The 18,271-nt window shown below is 70.5% G+C and carries 17 protein-coding genes; 8 read left to right on the forward strand and 9 right to left on the reverse strand.

What is annotated here, in order from left to right; translation table 11 throughout:
* Window positions 1-164 precede the first annotated feature (164 nt).
* On the reverse strand, window positions 165-1,604 hold the full coding sequence (locus GFH48_RS12320) for a gamma-aminobutyraldehyde dehydrogenase (protein ID WP_153288312.1): 1,440 nt from the start codon (window positions 1,602-1,604) through the stop codon (window positions 165-167).
* A 165-nt stretch (window positions 1,605-1,769) separates the two neighbouring features.
* Here GFH48_RS12320 and GFH48_RS12325 point away from each other — a divergent pair, with 165 nt between their 5' ends.
* The 7 genes from GFH48_RS12325 to GFH48_RS12355 all read left to right on the forward strand — a co-directional run bounded on the left by GFH48_RS12325 (window position 1,770) and on the right by GFH48_RS12355 (window position 8,536).
* Window positions 1,770-2,288: an Lrp/AsnC family transcriptional regulator gene (locus GFH48_RS12325; protein WP_148010704.1), complete on the forward strand. Its 519-nt coding sequence runs from the start codon at window positions 1,770-1,772 to the stop codon at window positions 2,286-2,288.
* Window positions 2,273-3,652: an aspartate aminotransferase family protein gene (locus GFH48_RS12330; RefSeq protein WP_153288313.1), complete on the forward strand. Its 1,380-nt coding sequence runs from the start codon at window positions 2,273-2,275 to the stop codon at window positions 3,650-3,652. Before GFH48_RS12325 ends, GFH48_RS12330 begins: the two co-directional genes overlap by 16 nt.
* A gap of 186 nt (window positions 3,653-3,838) precedes the next feature.
* Window positions 3,839-4,576, forward strand: coding sequence for an ABC transporter ATP-binding protein (locus tag GFH48_RS12335; RefSeq protein WP_153288314.1), 738 nt, complete (start codon window positions 3,839-3,841; stop codon window positions 4,574-4,576).
* Complete coding sequence (locus tag GFH48_RS12340; protein ID WP_153288315.1) at window positions 4,558-5,853, forward strand: hypothetical protein; 1,296 nt, start codon at window positions 4,558-4,560, stop codon at window positions 5,851-5,853. The genes GFH48_RS12335 and GFH48_RS12340 overlap by 19 nt, the downstream gene beginning before the upstream one ends.
* Window positions 5,854-5,958: 105 nt before the next feature.
* Window positions 5,959-6,366, forward strand: coding sequence for a VOC family protein (locus GFH48_RS12345; RefSeq protein WP_153288316.1), 408 nt, complete (start codon window positions 5,959-5,961; stop codon window positions 6,364-6,366).
* 221 nt (window positions 6,367-6,587) lie between these two features.
* On the forward strand, window positions 6,588-7,703 hold the full coding sequence (locus GFH48_RS12350) for an LOG family protein (RefSeq protein WP_153288317.1): 1,116 nt from the start codon (window positions 6,588-6,590) through the stop codon (window positions 7,701-7,703).
* A gap of 149 nt (window positions 7,704-7,852) precedes the next feature.
* Entirely contained in the window at window positions 7,853-8,536 is a 684-nt protein-coding gene (locus tag GFH48_RS12355; protein WP_153288318.1) for an LAETG motif-containing sortase-dependent surface protein, read from the forward strand.
* Window positions 8,537-8,717: 181 nt separating this feature from the next.
* On the opposite strand, the gene GFH48_RS12360 is transcribed toward GFH48_RS12355, so the two are convergent.
* From GFH48_RS12360 to rlmN, 4 genes are all read right to left on the reverse strand, one after another.
* Window positions 8,718-9,821 carry an ABC transporter ATP-binding protein gene (locus GFH48_RS12360; RefSeq protein WP_153288319.1) on the reverse strand — a complete coding sequence of 368 codons (1,104 nt, stop codon included), beginning with the start codon at window positions 9,819-9,821 and terminating at the stop codon, window positions 8,718-8,720.
* Complete coding sequence (locus GFH48_RS12365) at window positions 9,821-11,500, reverse strand: ABC transporter permease (RefSeq protein ID WP_194280846.1); 1,680 nt, start codon at window positions 11,498-11,500, stop codon at window positions 9,821-9,823. Before GFH48_RS12365 ends, GFH48_RS12360 begins: the two co-directional genes overlap by 1 nt.
* Window positions 11,476-12,552 (reverse strand): thiamine ABC transporter substrate-binding protein, encoded by a 1,077-nt coding sequence (locus tag GFH48_RS12370; RefSeq protein WP_407698709.1) that lies wholly within the window; start codon window positions 12,550-12,552, stop codon window positions 11,476-11,478. Before GFH48_RS12370 ends, GFH48_RS12365 begins: the two co-directional genes overlap by 25 nt.
* A 240-nt stretch (window positions 12,553-12,792) precedes the next feature.
* Window positions 12,793-13,899, reverse strand: coding sequence for a 23S rRNA (adenine(2503)-C(2))-methyltransferase RlmN (gene rlmN, locus GFH48_RS12375; RefSeq protein WP_153288322.1), 1,107 nt, complete (start codon window positions 13,897-13,899; stop codon window positions 12,793-12,795).
* Window positions 13,900-14,314: 415 nt separating this feature from the next.
* Between rlmN and GFH48_RS40110 the strand changes: the two genes are divergently transcribed.
* Window positions 14,315-14,455 carry a hypothetical protein gene (locus tag GFH48_RS40110; protein ID WP_407698710.1) on the forward strand — a complete coding sequence of 47 codons (141 nt, stop codon included), beginning with the start codon at window positions 14,315-14,317 and terminating at the stop codon, window positions 14,453-14,455.
* A gap of 161 nt (window positions 14,456-14,616) precedes the next feature.
* Here GFH48_RS40110 and GFH48_RS12380 read toward each other — a convergent pair whose 3' ends face one another.
* The 4 genes from GFH48_RS12380 to tsf all read right to left on the reverse strand — a co-directional run bounded on the left by GFH48_RS12380 (window position 14,617) and on the right by tsf (window position 18,252).
* A complete protein-coding gene (locus GFH48_RS12380) occupies window positions 14,617-15,744 on the reverse strand; it encodes a phosphatidate cytidylyltransferase (protein ID WP_153288323.1) in 1,128 nt (375 codons plus the stop codon).
* Entirely contained in the window at window positions 15,744-16,301 is a 558-nt protein-coding gene (frr, locus tag GFH48_RS12385) for a ribosome recycling factor (protein WP_153288324.1), read from the reverse strand. Before frr ends, GFH48_RS12380 begins: the two co-directional genes overlap by 1 nt.
* Before the next feature lie 164 nt (window positions 16,302-16,465).
* A complete protein-coding gene (gene pyrH / locus GFH48_RS12390) occupies window positions 16,466-17,236 on the reverse strand; it encodes a UMP kinase (protein WP_153288325.1) in 771 nt (256 codons plus the stop codon).
* A 179-nt stretch (window positions 17,237-17,415) separates the two neighbouring features.
* Window positions 17,416-18,252, reverse strand: coding sequence for a translation elongation factor Ts (gene tsf, locus GFH48_RS12395; RefSeq protein WP_153288326.1), 837 nt, complete (start codon window positions 18,250-18,252; stop codon window positions 17,416-17,418).
* Window positions 18,253-18,271 lie beyond the last annotated feature (19 nt).

Below are 18,271 nucleotides of genomic sequence, written 5' to 3' on the forward strand. Positions count from 1 at the left end.
GACCAGCACGCGCATACCGACCAGTGTGCCGCGCGGCCGGTCACACCCGCGTAAGCCCTCCGCCCCGGGCGCGGGAGGAACGCCGCGGCCCCGGACGGATCACTCCCGTCCGGGGCCGCGCGTTCACCGCCCGGGGTGCTGCCCCCGGCGTTCACCGCTCGGGGTCACGCGTCCAGCGACGTCATCACGTGCTTGATCCGCGTGTAGTCCTCGAAGCCGTAGCCCGACAGATCCTTGCCGTAGCCGGACTTCTTGAAGCCGCCGTGCGGCATCTCGGCGACCAGCGGGATGTGGGTGTTGATCCACACGCAGCCGAAGTCGAGGGCCTTGGACAGGCGCATCGCCCGGCCGTGGTCCTTCGTCCAGACGGAGGAAGCGAGGGCGTAGTCCACGCCGTTCGCCCACTCGACGGCCTGGGCCTCGTCGGTGAACGACTGGACGGTGATGACCGGTCCGAAGACCTCGTTCTGGATGATCTCGTCGTCCTGCTTCAGGCCCGAGACGACGGTCGGGGCGTAGAAGAAGCCCTTCTCGCCGACCCGGTGGCCACCGGCCTCCACCTTCGCGTGGGCGGGCAGCCGCTCGATGAACCCGGTGACCTGCTTGAGCTGGTTGGGGTTGTTCAGCGGGCCGTAGAGCACGTCCTCGTCGTCCGGCTGACCGGTCTTGGTCTCGGCCGCGGCCTTGGCGAGCGCGGCCACGAACTCGTCGTGGATGCCCTCCTGGACCAGGACGCGGGTGGCGGCCGTACAGTCCTGCCCGGCGTTGAAGAAGCCCGCGACCGAGATGTCCTCCACGGCCTTGGCGATGTCGGTGTCCTCGAACACCACGACCGGGGCCTTGCCGCCGAGCTCCAGGTGGACCCGCTTGAGGTCCCTGGACGCCGATTCGGCGACCGACATGCCCGCGCGCACCGAGCCGGTGATGGAGGCCATCGCCGGGGTCGGGTGCTCGACCATCGCGCGGCCGGTGTCGCGGTCGCCGCAGATGACGTTGAAGACGCCCTCGGGGAGGATGCCGCCGATGATGTCGGCGATCAGGACGGTGGACGCGGGGGTGGTGTCCGAGGGCTTGAGGACGACCGTGTTGCCCGCCGCGAGCGCCGGCGCGAACTTCCACACCGCCATCATCATCGGGTAGTTCCACGGCGCGACCTGCGCGCAGACGCCGACCGGCTCACGGCGGACGATGGAGGTCATGCCCTCCATGTACTCGCCGGCCGAACGGCCTTCGAGCATCCGCGCCGCGCCCGCGAAGAAGCGGATCTGGTCGACCATGGGCGGGATTTCCTCGGACCGGGTCAGGCCGATCGGCTTGCCGGTGTTCTCCACCTCGGCCGCGATGAGTTCCTCGGCCCGCTCCTCGAACGCGTCCGCGATCTTCAGGAGGGCCCTCTGGCGCTCGGCGGGGGTCTGGTCGCGCCACGCCGGGAAGGCCGCGGCGGCGGCCGCCATCGCGGCGTCCACATCCGCCTGACCGGACAGCGGCGCGGTCGCGTACGCCTCGCCGGTCGCGGGGTTGACGACCTCGGTGGTCCGCCCGTCGGCGGCGTCCCGGAACTCACCGTCGATGTAATTGCGCAGACGACGCAGCTCGGTGCTCACTGCCGGCCCTCCAAGTTCAGGTGTCCAATCGCTGAGACACCCACACTAATCCGTGCTTCCACGTTTTCAACACCCCCGGCGACCCCTCGACTGCGAAATCCGCACGCTGGGTACCCGTAAACAACGAATTTCATCGCTACAACCTTGCGGAACCGTCGAGACGTCGTGCACAGTGAGGTCGTGGCCAGTCGAAGCGCAGACCCCAGGGACTCCACCCGCGAGTCCAGGAACGGCAGTCCCCAGCTGGACTCCGTGTCCCTCGCCATCATCGAGCAGCTCCAGCAGGACGGACGCCGTCCGTACGCCGCGATAGGCAAGGCCGTGGGCCTGTCCGAGGCGGCCGTGCGCCAGCGCGTGCAGAAGCTGCTCGACCAGGGCGTGATGCAGATCGTCGCCGTCACGGACCCGCTCACCGTGGGCTTCCGGCGGCAGGCGATGGTCGGCGTCAACGTCGAGGGCGACCTCGACCCGGTGGCCGAAGCGCTGACCGCCATGCCGGAGGTCGAGTACGTGGTGATGACCGCGGGCTCGTTCGACATCCTCGCCGAGGTCGTCTGCGAGGACGACGACCACCTGCTGGACGTCATCAACAAACGCATCCGGGCGCTGCCCGCCGTGCGCTCCACCGAGAGCTTCGTCTATCTGAAGCTCAAGAAACAGACCTACATGTGGGGAACCCGATAGCCGTGAGCCAGGACCTCAGCCGAACCGCGTACGACCACCTGTGGATGCACTTCACCCGCATGTCCTCGTACGAGAACGCGCCCGTTCCCACCATCGTCCGTGGTGAGGGCACCTACATCTACGACGACAAGGGCAAGCGCTACCTCGACGGTCTCGCGGGGCTGTTCGTGGTCCAGGCGGGCCACGGCCGCACCGAGCTCGCGGAGACGGCGTTCAAGCAGGCGCAGGAGCTGGCCTTCTTCCCGGTCTGGTCCTACGCCCACCCCAAGGCCGTCGAGCTCGCCGAGCGTCTCGCCCACTACGCGCCGGGCGACCTGAACAAGGTCTTCTTCACCACCGGCGGCGGCGAGGCCGTCGAGACCGCGTGGAAGCTGGCGAAGCAGTACCACAAGCTCACCGGCAACCACACGAAGTACAAGGTCATCTCGCGCGCGGTCGCCTACCACGGCACCCCGCAGGGCGCCCTGTCCATCACCGGTCTGCCGGCCCTCAAGGCCCCCTTCGAGCCGCTCGTCCCGGGCGCGCACAAGGTGCCCAACACGAACATCTACCGCGCCTCGATCCACGGCGACGACCCGGAGGCCTTCGGCCGCTGGGCCGCCGACCAGATCGAGCAGGAGATCCTCTTCGAAGGCGCCGACACCGTCGCGGCGGTCTTCCTCGAGCCGGTGCAGAACGCCGGCGGCTGCTTCCCGCCGCCGCCCGGCTACTTCCAGCGCGTGCGCGAGATCTGCGACAAGTACGACGTGCTGCTCGTCTCCGACGAGGTCATCTGCGCCTTCGGCCGCCTCGGCACGATGTTCGCCTGTGACAAGTTCGACTACATCCCGGACATCATCACCTGCGCCAAGGGCATGACCTCGGGCTACTCCCCGATCGGTGCCGCCATCATCTCGGACCGGATCGCCGAGCCGTTCTACAAGGGCGACAACACCTTCCTGCACGGCTACACCTTCGGCGGTCACCCGGTCTCCGCGGCCGTGGCGCTCACCAACCTCGACATCTTCGAGCGCGAGGGCCTCAACCAGCACGTGCTGGACAACGAGGCGAACTTCCTCCAGACGCTCCAGAAGCTGCACGACCTGCCGATCGTCGGCGACGTCCGCGGCAACGGCTTCTTCTACGGCATCGAGCTCGTGAAGGACAAGGCCACCAAGGAGACCTTCACGGACGAGGAGTCGGAGCGCGTGCTCTACGGCTTCGTCTCCAAGAAGCTCTTCGAGTACGGCCTCTACTGCCGCGCCGACGACCGCGGTGACCCGGTCATCCAGCTGTCGCCGCCGCTGATCTCCGACCAGTCGACCTTCGACGAGATCGAGGGGATCATCCGTCAGGTGCTGACGGAGGCGTGGGCGAAGCTCTGATTCCGTCCGGCTGATCCACAACGGCCCCGGGGCGCCCGTTCGAGTGAGAATGGGTGCCCCGGGGCCGCGTGCTGTCCGGCCTCCCGCCCCCGACTCCCTAGCGTGCCCAGTGACCGATCGGCCCTGCCTTCGTTCCCCCGTCCGGGGGATTGGCAGCGCAAATCAGATCTGAACGAGGTGTACGCGATGGTGGCCCCGCCGGACAACGACGTGCTCTGGGCACGCGCCCTGCACGTCAACCACAACGGCTCGCCCGCGCTCAGCGGTGTCTCGCTCGGCGTCCGCGACGGCGAGATCCTCGCCGTCGGCGGCCCGCGCGGGAGCGGTAAGACCACACTGCTCCAGTGCCTGTCCGGGCAGCTCCTGCCACAGCAGGGCGAGGTCTGGTTCAACAGCGTGCCCGTGCACACCATGGGCGCGCTCGCCCGCGAACGCCTGCGCCGCGACCGCTTCGGCTGGATCGACCCGGTGCCCGTCCTCGTGCCCGAGCTGAACTCCTGGGAGAACGCGGCGCTGCCCCTGATGCTGCGCGGCACCGGCCGCCGGGCCGCGAAGACCGCCGCCCTGGAATGGCTCGAACGCCTGGACATCGGCGACTGCGCCCGCAAACGGCCGCACGCCCTGCTCCAGGCCGAGCGGCAGCGCGTCGCCATCGCCCGCGCGCTCGTGCCCGCCCCCCAGGTGCTCTTCGCCGATGAGCCGACCGCCCCGCTGCACCGCGCCGACCGCGCCCATGTGCTGCGCACGCTGACCACCGCCGCCCGCTCGCACGGCATCACGGTGGTCCTCGCCACGCACGACGCGGACACCGCCGGCCTCGCCGACCGCACGGTCACCCTGCTCGACGGACGGCGTGTGAACACCGTCCACCTGCCCCCGGTCACCGAGACGGAAGGCCGGGCCGCGTGCTCGCTCTCCGTCTAGCCCGCGGGGCCCATCCCCTCGTCCAGCTGCGCAGGCTGCTGGTCGCCGCCGCCTCCGCGGGCACCGGCTTCCTGCTGCTGAGCGCGCTGGGGTACGCCATGGCGCATCCCGACGCCCCGACCGGCTCGGTGCTCCGGCTCCTGTGGTGCCTCGCACCCGTCGCCGCCAGCGTCCACCTCGCGGTCGCCGTCGCCCGTACGGACCCGGGAACCCGGCCCCGCCCCGGACTCGCGGCGGTCGGACTCGGCCCCGGACGCCTGATGGCCGTCTCGGCGGTCACCACCGCGCTGTCGACCACCCTGGGCTCGACGCTCGCGCTGCTGGTCTTCCTGCACCTGCGCGGCGACCTGACGGGCATGCCCTTCGACGGCGCCGCGACGGCCTTCCTCGCAGCGGACCAGCCGCTGCCGCTGCCCGCGGCCCTGACCCTGCTGCTCCTGGTGCCGCTCGCCGCGTCCCTCGCCAGCGCGCTCGCACTGCGGCCGCGGACCGTCGTCCGCGGCCGATCGGCCCGGCCGGGCACCGCCACCGCCACCGCCACCGCCACCGCCACGGGCGTTTCCACCGCCCCCGGCACGCCCGGGGACGGCACGCCCGTGACCGCCGGAACCGGCCCAGACGCCGACCACCCGGAACTCGCCCCGGACCCGCTGCCGCTCCCTCCACCCCTGCCCGCACCCGGCGGACTGCCCTGGGGCACCGCCGTCGTCGCGGCGGGGCTGGCCGTGGAGTCGTACGCGAGCCGCTCCGGAGCGGCACCCGGCTCCGACCTGACGAGCCGGTTCGCGGGCAGCCCGGCCGGGGTGCTGGGCGGCTGGGCCCTCACCGCGATCGGGCTGGCCCTGGCCGGACCGGCCATCACCCATGTGTGCGGATGGCTGCTCCAGGCCGTGCGCCCCGGCGCGCTGCGCCTGCTCGCCGGGCGCGGTCTCCAGGGGGAGGCCCGGCGCATCGGGCGCCCCCTCGGAGTGGTGTGCGCGGTCGCGTCGGGCGCGTACGCCATGGCGACCGTGTACGCGGGAGCGCGGCCCTCGATCGGGCCGCTCAGCACGCTCGGCGCGCTGCTCGTGGCCGGCTGCGCCGTCGCGACGCTGTTCACGGCGGCGCTGGAGACCAAGCAGGCACGTGCCGACACCACGGCGGCGCTGTTGCGGCTGGGGGCGCCCGCCTCGGTGCTGCGCCACGCGGCGCTGCTGCGCGCGGGCGTGCTGCTCGCCGTGTTCGGCCCGCTGACCTGGCTGGTCGCGGAACTCGCGGCGATGCCGCTGGCCCGCTGAACAACGGTACGAACCGCCTCCGCCACGGCCGATGAGTTCCGCGAGGACGGTCGGTCTGCCTCTCCGTACGGCACACGACTCCACCTCCACCGGGAGAGACCGCTCATGTACCAGCAGATGATCTTCGTGAACCTCGCCGTGAACGACGTCGACGCCTCGAAGAAGTTCTTCACCGAGCTCGGCTACACGATCAACCCGCAGTTCTCGACGGACGACTGCGCCTGCGTCGTCATCAGCGACACGATCGTCGCGATGCTGCTGAGCAAGCAGCGTTACGCGGACTTCACGAAGAAGGAGATCGCGGACCCGGCCCGGACCAGCGAGGTGCTGCTCTGCCTGAGCGCCGAGAGCCGGGAGAAGGTGGACGAGCTGTGCGACAAGGCCCTCTCCGCGGGCGGCTCCGGCACCCGGGAGGCCCAGGACCACGGCTACATGTACGGCCGCGCCTTCGACGACCCGGACGGTCACACCTGGGAGGTCATGTGGATGGACCCGGCGGCCGTCCAGGGCTGAGTGTCCCGGGCGCCCGGAGCCGCCGGCCCGGTCCGTCACCGGCCGGCGGCCGTCGCGGCCGGGACCGCTTCGGCCCGGGACCGACGTGGCCCGGGACCGACGTGCACCGGACCGGCTTGGCCCGGGGCAGACCGTGGGCCGGGACCGACGGCGGTCCGGGACCCGCGGCCGCCAACGCCCCGCTCCGGACCCCCTTTTGCCCCACCCCCTAGCATGGCCGCGTGCAGCCAACTTCTCTCCGCGCCGGTCACGACCGTGAGATCGAGTCCCTCGCCGAGTTCGACGAGGTCGTCTCCGAGCGCGGCTCGCTCGCCCGGTTCCGTGTCCAGTCCATAGATCTGACGGACCGTACGGACACACTGCTCTCCGTGGACGCCTCGGGCGCCGTCTTCCTCGGCTGCCCGATGGATGCCGGGGCGGCCGCGCGGGTGAGAGCCGCGGGGGCGCTGGTCTTCCCGCCCGTCCCGGGACTGCCCTTCGACCCGTACCGGGGCCTGCTCCACTCCCCCGACGAGCTCTTCGCCTCCCTCGACGCCGGGTACGAGGCGACACCGGACGCCCGTACGTACACCTGGTTCCAGCAGACCAAGACCGACGGCGACATCTTCGCGTCGATGCTGCGCTCGATCCACGACGACGCGGTGTCGGACGCCCTCGACGAACTCCTCGTCGGCACAAGGGTGGTGGGCGTGATGGGCGGCCACGCGATGGCGCGCGGCACCCGGGCGTACGAGGGTGCGGCGCTCCTGGGCCGCGAACTGGCGCGCTCCGGACTGATGGTCGCCACCGGCGGTGGGCCGGGCGCAATGGAGGCCGCGAACCTCGGTGCGTACGCCGCCCCGTTCGACGACGCGATGCTGGCCGAGGCGCTCCGGCTGCTCTCCGGGTCACCGTCGTTCGAGCCCTCCATCACCGACTGGGCGCGCGCCGCGTTCACCGTGCGGGAGCGCTGGCCCGCCGGTGGCCCCTCGGTCGGCATCCCCACCTGGTTCTACGGTCACGAGCCGCCGAACCCGTTCGCCGCGCACATAGCCAAGTACTTCGCCAACTCGACCCGTGAGGACGGGTTGTTGGCCCGTTCGAACGCGGGCGTCGTCTTCCTGCCGGGCGCCGCCGGGACCGTACAGGAGATCTTCGACAACGCGACCCCGAACTACTACGAGTCGCGCGGGGAGCCCACCGCGATGGTCCTCGTGGACCGCGCGCACTGGACCGAGAGGTACCCCGCCTGGCCGCTCCTCCAATCCCTCGCGCGGGAGCGGTCGATGGAGTCCCGGATCACTCTGGTGGACCGGATCGAGGACGCTCCGGAGGCTCTCAAACGCCTCGGTGGTTAACAACAAGGCAAAGCCGGTGGCACGGCAGGGCATATGCATTGACAGCACTTACCCGGCACTTATAAACCTGTGTGGCCTAAGGGAGTCCTGTTGCCATAGCAGAACACCCCCCAAACCCCCCGCAGTTGCGCAATCTGTGAAGGGCAATCGTGTCCATATCTCGCCGTACCGCACGTTCTGTGCGCATCCTCGGTGTTGCCTCCGCCACGGCCGCGCTCGCGCTCGGTGTCGCCGGCAACGCACTTGCTTGCAATATCCGTGACTTCTCGGCCGTCGCCTCGTGCGACGACAACGGGAAGGGCATCATCACCGTGACCGACACCGACGCCTCCGGCGTCGAGGCCACGGTCTCCGTCTTCCTCGAGACCAACGGCGCGGACGCCCGTCAGGTCGGTTCCGAGACGGTCAAGGGCACCCGCGAGGGCGCCACTGTCACGTTCTCCGAGGACTGGGCGCCCAACGCCACCTACCGCGTCCACGTCACCGCCGGGAAGATCGTCGACAAGGACGTCTCTCCGCAGCTGACCACGCCCTCCAAGGCGTGCAAGACCGAAGAGTCGCCCTCTCCGACGCCGAAGCCGTCGGAGACCTCCTCCTCGCCCGCCCCCTCGGAGTCGGCTTCCGCGACCCCGTCGGAGTCGGAGAGCAGCGCCGCGCCCGCGACGCCGGGAGACAACGCCCCGTCCCCCGCGGTCGGTGACTCCAACCTCGCCGAGACCGGTGCGAACTCCAACACCCCGATGATCGCCGGCATCGCCGGTGCCCTCGTGGTCGTCGGCGGCGGAGCGGTCTTCTTCGGTATGCGCCGCCGCGGCGCCTCGAAGACCGGCTGAACCGCACAACGCCTGTAGCACCGTGTGGCCCGTCCCCTCGTCGAGGGGGCGGGCCACACGTCTGCGCCGGCCTCGGCCGTGTCATGTACGTCGCCCCGATGGCGTGCGTCGCGCCCGCGGGCACCCCGGGGGCGGTCGGACGCCTCCCCCACGGTTGGAAGCCCCGCCAGTGGTCGGAGGTCTACCCGTCCGAGGGCTCCCCGAGCACGACGACCTCGGCCGCGTCGAACGCCACGGCGACCCGTTCGCCGGGCGCGGGCGCCTCCCGCAGCGCGCAGGCCGCCTCCAGCCCCGGCGCGCCCTCCGGCTGGAGACGCACGGCGACGTGGGTGCCCCGGAAGGTGCGCGCGGTCACGGTGCAGGGCAGCCCGTCCGCCTGAGCCACCAGCCGGACACCCGCGGGCCGCACCAGCAGCGTGCCGGGACCCTGCGAGGCACCCTCCGGCACCGGCACCTTCCCCCACGGCGTGTCCGCCACCCGGCCGGTCACCGTCGCGTCGACGACGTTGTCGAAGCCCAGGAAGCGCGCCACGAACTCGTCCGCCGGACGCTGCCAGACCTCAAGAGGCGTACCCGACTGGGCGATCCGCCCGTCGCGCATCACGACGACCCGGTCGGCCAGCGCGAAGGCCTCCCCCTGGTCGTGCGTGACCGCGAGCACGGTCGTGCCCAACTCGCCGAACACCGCGCGGAGTTCGACGACCAGTCGTTCGCGCAGCGAGCGGTCGAGCTGGCCGAGCGGTTCGTCGAGCATCAGCAGCCGGGGTCGGGGGGCGAGGGCACGGGCCAGCGCGACCCGCTGCTGCTCGCCCCCGGACAGGGACGCCACCGCCCGGGACGCGGCGCCGGGCAGCCCGACCAGGTCCAGCAACTCGCCTACGCGCAGGCCCTGTTGTTCCTTCGACGCGCCGTGCATCCGCAGCCCGAAGGCGACGTTGCCGCCGACGTCGCGCTGCGGGAAGAGCTGGTGGTCCTGGAACATCAGGCCGACACCGCGGCGGTGCGCGGGCACCCCCGTCTGATCCTGGCCGGACAGCAGCACACGGCCCGCGTCGAGCGGCTGCAGCCCGGCCACCGCCCGCAGCAACGTGGACTTGCCGCTGCCGCTCGGCCCCAGCACGCACACGATCTCGCGCTCGGCGACCTCCAGGCCGACGGCGTCCAGCACGGGCCGGCCGCCGAAGCGCACGGTCGCCGCCTCGACGCCGAGCAGGACGTCCGGCACCCCCGCACCGGTACCCGCACCCGTGGGCCCCGCCGTCGCGCCGGTGCCGGGCTTCGCCATCAGAACTCCCCTGTCCGGTCGGTCCGCATGCGTTCCAACAGCAGCAGCGCCACCGCGCACACCATCATCAAGATCGTCGAAAGAGCCATCGCCTGCCCGTAGTTGAGGTCCCCGGCACGCCCGAGCAGACGCGCCACCGCGACCGGCAGCGTCGGGTTGTCGGGGCGCGCGATGAAGACCGTCGCCCCGAACTCGCCCAGCGACACGGCGAAGGCGAACCCCGCCGCGATCAGCAGCGCGCGCCGCACCATCGGCAGGTCGACCTCCCGCCACACCCGCCACGGCGAGGCCCCGAGCACCGACGCCGCCTCCCGAAGCCGTCCGTCCACGGCCCGCAGCACGGGCAGCATCGTCCGTACGACGAAGGGGACGCCCACGAGTGCCTGGGCGAGCGGCACCAGGATCCAGCTGCTCCTGAGGTCGAGCGGCGGCTCGTCCAGGGCGATCAGGAACCCGAAACCGACGGTCACGGCGGACACACCGAGCGGCAGCATCAGCAGCGCGTCGAACCCCCGTACGAGCCGACCGGCGCGGCCGGTGAGAGCGGCGGCCGCAAGACCTCCGATGACCACGGCGATCGCGGTGGCGGCGAGCGCGTACTCCAGTGAGTTGCCGATCGCCTCGATCGGGGCCACCAGGAAGATGCCGTCGTCGTCGGAGGCCAGCGCCCTGTAGTAGCCGAAGCCGAGACCACCGGGAGTGTCCAGGGACCGCTGGACCAGGACTCCGAGCGGGAGCACGAGCAGTACCGCGATGCTCGCCAGCACTCCGGTGAGCAGTGCCCACTGCCCGGCCCCGCGCGGCCGGCGGGCGGTCGTCTCCGGGGCCACCAGACGCAGGGCGGTCTCCCGGCGGCGTACGGTCCCGGCGTGGACGGCGAGGATCGCGCCGACGGCCACGAACTGGATGATCGTCAGCACCGCCGCTGTCGCGAGGTCGAAGATCTCCGAGGTCTGCCGGTAGATCTCGACCTCAAGGGTGGAGAAGGTCGGCCCGCCGAGGATCTGGACCACTCCGAACGAGGTGAAGGTGAAGAGGAAGACCATGAGCGCCGCGGCGGCCACGGCCGGGCTCAGGGCCGGGAGCGTCACCGTGCGCCAGGCAGCGAAGCGGGAGGCGCCGAGCACACGCGCGGCCTCCTCCTGACGCGGGTCGAGCTGCGACCAGAGCCCGCCGACCGTGCGCACGACCACGGCGTAGTTGAAGAAGACGTGCGCGAGCAGGATCGCCCAGACGGTGGTGTCGAGCCGGACGCCCCAGAGGCCGTCGAGAAGCCCGCCGCGGCCGATCAGTGCCAAGAACGCCGTACCGACGACGACGGTGGGCAGCACGAACGGGACGGTCACCACCGCGCGCAGCACCTGCTTGCCCCGGAAGTCGAAGCGCGCGAAGACGTACGCGCCGGGGAGCGCGATCAGCAGCGTGAGCGCGGTCGAGGCGAGCGCCTGCCAGGTGGTGAACCACAGCACGTGCCGGATGTCGGACCGGCCGAGCACCTCACCGATCCGCCCGAACCGCCAGACCCCGTCGGCCTGGAGACCGCGGGCCACGATCGCCGCGACGGGGTAGGCGAAGAAGACGGCGAAGAACGCGACCGGCAGGGCCATGAGCCACAGCCGGGTCGCGCTGCCACGCCGCCCGCGCGCCGCCTCCGCTACTTCAGTACGAGCGAGGTCCACGACGTGACCCACTGGTCGCGGTTCTTGGCGATGTCGGCCGGGGCCAGGGTCTCGGGGTGCTCGGCCTGCGGGCCGAACTTCACGAACGCCTCGGGCACCTTGGCCGCCTCACGCACCGGGTACACGAACATGTTCAGCGGCATGTCCTCCTGGAACCGGGCGCTGATGAGGAAGTCGAGGAGCGCCTTGCCGCCCTTGGTGTTCTTCGCGTTGCTCAGCAGCCCCGCGTACTCGACCTGGCGGAAGCAGGTGCCGTTCGCGACCCCGGTCGGCGCGGTCTTCGGCTTCGGGTCGGCGTAGATCACCTCGGCGGGCGGTGAGGAGGCGTACGAGACGACGAGCGGCCGGTCGGCCTTGGCCTTCTTGCCGCCCGCGGACCCCGAGAACTCGTCGTTGTACGCCTGCTCCCAGCCGTCGACCACCTTCACGCCGTTGGCCTTGAGCTTCTTCCAGTAGTCCTGCCAGCCGGCGTCCCCGTACTTCGCGGCGGTGCCGAGCAGGAAGCCGAGGCCGGGCGAGGACGTGGACGCGTTCTCGGTGACGAGGAGGTTCTTGTACTCGGGCTTGACCAGGTCGTCGAAGGAGGTGGGCGGGGCCAGCCTGTGCTCGGCGAAGTAGGCCTTGTCGTAGTTGACGCAGATGTCGCCGGAGTCGATGGGCGTGACCCGGTGCTTGTCCTCGTCGACCCGGTACCGCTGGACGATCCGGTCGGAGTCCTTGGGCTCGTACGGCTGGAACAGCCCGTTGTCGAGCGCCCGGGAGAGCAGGGTGTTGTCGACGCCGAAGAGCACGTCGCCCTGCGGGTTGTCCTTGGTCAGGATGGCCTTGTTCACGGCCTGGCCGGCGTCGCCGTCCTTGAGGATCCGGACCTTGTAGCCCGACTCGTGCTCGAAGGCGCGCAGCACGCTCTTGGAGTAGGCGAAGGAGTCGTGACTGACGAGGGTCACGGTCCCGGAGTCGGCGGCCTTGTCGCCGGAGCCGGACGAGCCGCACGCGGACAGCGTGACGAGGCCCAGCGCGACGACCGCGGCCGCGGTCGTCCTCTTGTCGATGCTCACTGAATTCCTCCTGGGGTGACCAGGAAGAGACGCGGCCCTGCCCGGGAACTCGGCGGTTCCCGGGCAGGGCGCAACAGCTTGAGTGATGCCCGAACTTCCTACCCAGAATGACCTGGGCGAGGTTCAGAGGGTCTGCGGCCCACCGGTGCTCCGGCTGCCGCACTCTCAGCGCTGTGGCGCTCCCCTGTCGGATATGAAGATGTCGGAATATGAAAATGTACGTGCCCGGTCAGACTACCGCTCGGTCGCCGCGAGCTGGCCGCACGCCCCGTCGATCTCCTGGCCCCGGGTGTCCCGCACGGTGACGGGCACGCCGTGCGCCGCGATGGCCTCGACGAACGCCTTCTCGTCCTCGGGCCGCGACGCGGTCCACTTCGAGCCCGGGGTCGGGTTCAGCGGGATCAGGTTGACGTGCACGGGCTTGCCCCTGAGCAGCCGCCCGAGCCGGTCACCGCGCCACGCCTGGTCGTTGATGTCCCGGATGAGGGCGTACTCGATGGAGAGCCGGCGCCCCGACTTGGCCGCGTACTCCCAGCCCGCGTCGAGCACCTCCCGTACCTTCCAGCGCGTGTTCACGGGGACGAGGGTGTCGCGCAGCTCGTCGTCCGGCGCGTGCAGGGAGATGGCGAGGCGGCACTTGAAGCCCTCGTCGGAGAACCGGTGGATGGCCGGGACCAGTCCGACCGTCGACACGGTGATGCCGCGCTGGGAGAGTCCGAGACCGTCCGGCTCGGGGTCGGTGAGCGCGCGGATGGCGCCCACGACCCGCTTGTAGTTGGCGAGCGGCTCCCCCATGCCCATGAAGACGATGTTGCTCAGCCGCGCCGGGCCACCGGGGATCTCCCCGTCCCGCAGCGCCCGCATACCGTCCACGATCTGGTGCACGATCTCGCCGGTCGACAGGTTCCGGTCGAGTCCGGCCTGGCCCGTGGCACAGAACGGGCAGTTCATCCCGCAGCCCGCCTGGGAGCTGATGCACATGGTCACCCGGTCCGGGTAGCGCATCAGCACGGACTCGACGAGCGTGCCGTCGAAGAGCCGCCACAGCGTCTTGCGAGTGGTCTCCTGGTCGGTCGACAGATGCCGCACGACGGTCATCAGCTCGGGAAGCAGCGCTTCCTGGAGCTTGCCGCGCGCGGCGGCCGGGATGTCCGTCCATTCCGCGGGGTCGTGCGCGAACCGGGCGAAGTAGTGCTGCGAGAGCTGCTTGGCGCGAAACGGCTTCTCCCCGATCGCGGCGACGGCCTCTTTACGCTCGGCGGGCGTGAGATCGGCGAGGTGCCGCGGCGGCTTCTTGGCTCCGCGGGGGGCGACGAATGTGAGTTCTCCGGGCTTCGGCATAACCCTTCCAGTGTCGCAGATCAACTCGGCCGTCCCAGGCCGGAGCGGGGTGGGGGTGGTCACCTGTGGGTGCCGTCTGTCAGCTTCGGTCGGCCTCGCACGGCCCAGGGACGGCCCGGCACGGTCCTCGGCCGGACCCTCGTGGCGATGTCAGTGCCGGTGACTAGCGTGCGACGACCATCGAGCGCGACTCATCGGGGAGGGGCCATGGGAGCCAGAACGGGACTGCTCATCTACGCGCACGGCGAAATGCCGGACCTGCTACGGCAGGCGGGGGCGGCGGACCTGCCGCGCACATCCGAGATGATGCGCCGCCTTTACCCGGGCTGGGAGATCGAACAGCTCCCCGGCTCGACGCTGGGGGGGCGGCGTGTACCCACCGAAGGACACGGCGTACGCCGCGAGTCGGCCCGGCGTGGAGATCGTCTGCGACCAACGGGTGATGATCGACTTCCCGTCCCGGCTTCCCGAGCACCTCGTCGCGGCGAGCGCCGGCCGCCCTCGGGCCTCGTGGCCCAGGACCCCTGACGGCCCGGAGACGGCCCAGCGGCCATGAGACAGCCCCCTACAGGCGACAACTTCGCCGGTGAGGGGGATTCTTCGCGCCGGATCACATCAGTTCTCCAGCTGCGGGCACAGCCCTTCCAGGGGCGCGGACATACGGTGAGGGGCCCGCCGCCCTGTGGGCAACGGACCCCTCACCGACGAAAGCGCAGGTCAGCCGGACCCTACGAAGATCACCAACAGGAGCCAGACCACGGGAGCCGTGGGCAGGAGCGAGTCCAGGCGGTCCATGATGCCGCCGTGACCCGGCAGCAGCGTGCCCATGTCCTTGATGCCCAGGTCCCGCTTGATCATGGACTCACCGAGGTCGCCGAGCGTGGCCGTGGCCGCGACCGCGAGGCCGATGATCAGGCCCTGCCACCATGTGCCGTCCTCGATCAGGAACTGAAGGCACAGCGCGCCCCCGACCATCGCGAAGGCGACCGCTCCGACCAGGCCCTCGCGGGTCTTGCCGGGGCTGATGCGGGGCGCGAGCTTGTGCTTGCCGAAGCGCCAGCCGATCGCGTACGCGCCGGTGTCGCTGACGACCGTCAGGAGCAGGAACGTCAGGACGCGGCGCGGCCCGTCGTCCGCGGTCAGCATCATCGCCACGAAGGTCGCCAGGAACGGCACGTAGAAGGCCGCGAAGACCCCCGCCGTGACGTCCTTGAGGTATCCCTCGGGCGGTTCCGTCATCCGCCAGACCAGGACCGCCAGCGCGGTGAGCGCCATCGCCACCCACGCGCCCTCGGCGCCCCGTACGTAGCCGGCCACGACCATGGCCGCGCCACCGACCGCGAGCGGCACGAGCGGCGCCTTGATGCCCTTGCGTTCGTCGAGCCGCGAGGTGAGCTCCCACAGCCCCACCACCACGGCGACGGCGACCACACCGACGAACACGGCCTTGACGATGAACAACGACGCGACGATCACCGCACCGAGCCCGACGCCCACCCCTATCGCAGCACCCAGGTCGCGGCCTGCACTCTTCTTCGGTGCGGGCGCGGGCTGCGGGGCGGCGCTGGGCATGGGCTCCTGCGGCTTCTGCGACGGGTTCCCGTAGGACCCGGTCGACGGTGTGTCGTCGCGGACAGGGGGGCCGCTCAGCCGAGCGGCCCCCCGGTCGTCATCCTGGTCTCCGCCGTGTGCGGGTCCGTCGGGCACGATGGGCATGGGGCGAGTGTGCTGCGCGTCATGCGCATCGTACGCGGGACCCACCGGGCCTGCCCCCTGGGCAGACCCCTGCTCGGAGGGCCCCCAGTATCCGGCTTGCGGCGGAGCCCCCCAGGAAGAGTCGTTCATCAGACCTCGAGCAGCTCCGCTTCCTTGTGCTTCAGGAGCTCGTCCACCTGGGCGACGTACTTCGCGGTGGTGTCGTCGAGCTCCTTCTCGGCACGGCGGCCCTCGTCCTCGCCGACCTCGCCGTCCTTGATCAGCTTGTCGATGGTCTCCTTCGCCTTGCGGCGCACGGAGCGGATCGAGATCTTGGCGTCCTCACCCTTGGTCTTGGCGACCTTGATGAACTCCTTGCGGCGCTCCTGCGTCAGCTCGGGGAACACCACGCGGATGATGCTGCCGTCATTGCTCGGGTTGACACCCAGGTCGGAGTCGCGGATCGCCTGTTCGATGTTGCGCAGCGCGCTCTTGTCGAACGGGGTGACCACGGCCATGCGCGGTTCGGGGACCGCGAACGAGGCCAGCTGGTTGATCGGCGTCAGCGCGCCGTAGTAGTCGGCCACGATCTTGTTGAACATCGCCGGGTGCGCACGGCCGGTGCGGATCGCGGCGAAGTCCTCCTTGGCGACCACGACGGCCTTCTCCATCTTCTCCTCGGCCTCGAGGAGGGTCTCTTCGATCACCACTTGCTCCTGCGTGTCTTGAGTAGGCCCGGCAGCTGTTCCTCGTCGGGGTGGCAGCCGGCTGCGTCGCGTCTTGTTCCTGCACGGTTCCGGACCGGCAGGACATTGTCCATCCCCCGGTCAGGGTCCGTCCGTCCCCGGGTCAGGGTCCGTCCGTCCCCGGGTCAGGCCCGGCCGCTCGGGTCACCCACGAGTGTGCCGATCTTCTCACCCTTGACGGCCCGCGCGATATTGCCCTCCGCCAGGAGCTCGAAGACCAGGATCGGCAGCTTGTTGTCACGGCACAGCGTGATCGCGGTCATGTCGGCGACCTTGAGGTCGCGGGTGATGACCTCGCCGTAGCTGAGCGAGTCGAACTTGACGGCCTCGGGGTTGGTCTTGGGGTCGGAGTCGTAGACCCCGTCGACACCGTTCTTGCCCATCAGCAGGGCCTCGGCGTCGATCTCCAGGGCACGCTGGGCGGCCGTGGTGTCGGTGGAGAAGTACGGCATGCCCATACCGGCGCCGAAGATGACCACACGGCCCTTCTCCAGGTGCCGTACGGCGCGCAGCGGGATGTACGGCTCGGCGACCTGGCCCATGGTGATGGCGGTCTGCACACGGCTGTCGATGCCCTCCTTCTCCAGGAAGTCCTGGAGAGCGAGGCAGTTCATCACCGTGCCGAGCATGCCCATGTAGTCGGAGCGCGCCCGGTCCATGCCGCGCTGCTGGAGTTCGGCGCCGCGGAAGAAGTTGCCGCCGCCGATGACGACGGCGATCTGGGCACCCCCGCGCACGACGGCCGCGATCTCGCGGGCGATCTTGTGCACCACGTCGGGATCGACGCCCAGTCCGCCGCCACCGGCGAACGCCTCACCGGAAAGCTTCAGCATGAAGCGTCCGGCGCCTTTGCCGTCGTCGGTCTTCTCGCTCTTGTCGGCCTGGGTGCTGGTCATGGAGATCTCCTCATGGTGCACATACGAAGAAGGCCATTGCCGGTGGGGTGTTGGCTCCCATGCTCGGCAATGGCCTCCTCGTCAGATCTGCTGTCGTCCGGCACGCACGCGCGCGTGCCGGCGTACGCGGACGACTGCTGTCGACCCTATAGGGGTCGCGCGTCGATCGCTGTACGGACTCAGATGCCGACCTTGATGCGCGCGAAGCGCTTCAGGGTGACACCGGCCTCGTCCAGGACCTGCTGGACGGACTTCTTCTGGTCCAGCGCGTAGGGCTGGCCCAGCAGGGTGGCCTCCTTGAAGAAGGCGTTGACGCGACCCTCGACGATCTTCGGGAGGGCGGCCTCGGGCTTGCCCTCGGCGCGGGTCGTCTCCTCGGCGACGCGGCGCTCGGACTCGACGACCTCGGCCGGCACGTCCTCCCGCGCGAGGTACTTCGGGGCGAAGGCGGCGATGTGCTGCGCGACACCCTTGGCGAGCTCGGCGTTGGCCTTGTCCAGCTCGACCAGGACACCGATCTGCGGGGGCAGGTCGGGCATGGTGCGGTGCATGTACGCGGTCACGTAGACGCCGGAGAACTGGGCGAAGCGGTCCAGGACGATCTTCTCGCCCAGGTTGGCGTTGGCCTCGTCGACGAACGCCTGAACCGTCTTGCCGGGCTCGATCTCGGAGCCCAGGAGGGTCTCGAGGTCGGCCGGGGAGGTCTTGGTGACGTGGTCGGCGAGCCGGCCGGCGACGGCCTGGAACTTCTCGCCCTTGGCGACGAAGTCCGTCTCGCACTTCAGCTCGACCAGGACACCGGAGGTGTTGTCGTCGGCGATGACGGAGACCACGGCGCCGTTCTCGGCGGAGCGGCCCTCGCGCTTGGCGACGCCCTTCTGGCCCTTGATGCGCAGTTCCTCGACGGCCCTGTCGACGTTGCCGTCGGCCTCGTCCAGCGCCTTCTTGCAGTCCATCATGCCTGCGCCGGTGAGCTCACGGAGCTTCTTGACGTCGGCGGCGGTGTAGTTCGCCATGATTCCTGGAATCTCTCTC

Origin of the sequence: Streptomyces fagopyri (genome assembly GCF_009498275.1) — a bacterium.
Lineage (GTDB): Bacteria > Actinomycetota > Actinomycetes > Streptomycetales > Streptomycetaceae > Streptomyces > Streptomyces fagopyri.

Bases quoted from the DNA above. Each gene is read 5' to 3' on its own strand.
- pyrH (WP_153288325.1), bottom strand. From the start codon at position 17,236: ATGACCAGCACCCAGGCCGACAAGAGCGAGAAGACCGACGACGGCAAA.
- GFH48_RS12335 (WP_153288314.1), top strand. From the start codon at position 3,839: ATGGTGGCCCCGCCGGACAACGACGTGCTCTGGGCACGCGCCCTGCAC.
- tsf (WP_153288326.1), bottom strand. From the start codon at position 18,252: ATGGCGAACTACACCGCCGCCGACGTCAAGAAGCTCCGTGAGCTCACC.
- GFH48_RS12360 (WP_153288319.1), bottom strand. From the start codon at position 9,821: ATGGCGAAGCCCGGCACCGGCGCGACGGCGGGGCCCACGGGTGCGGGT.
- GFH48_RS12380 (WP_153288323.1), bottom strand. From the start codon at position 15,744: ATGAACGACTCTTCCTGGGGGGCTCCGCCGCAAGCCGGATACTGGGGG.
- rlmN (WP_153288322.1), bottom strand. From the start codon at position 13,899: ATGCCGAAGCCCGGAGAACTCACATTCGTCGCCCCCCGCGGAGCCAAG.
- GFH48_RS12345 (WP_153288316.1), top strand. From the start codon at position 5,959: ATGTACCAGCAGATGATCTTCGTGAACCTCGCCGTGAACGACGTCGAC.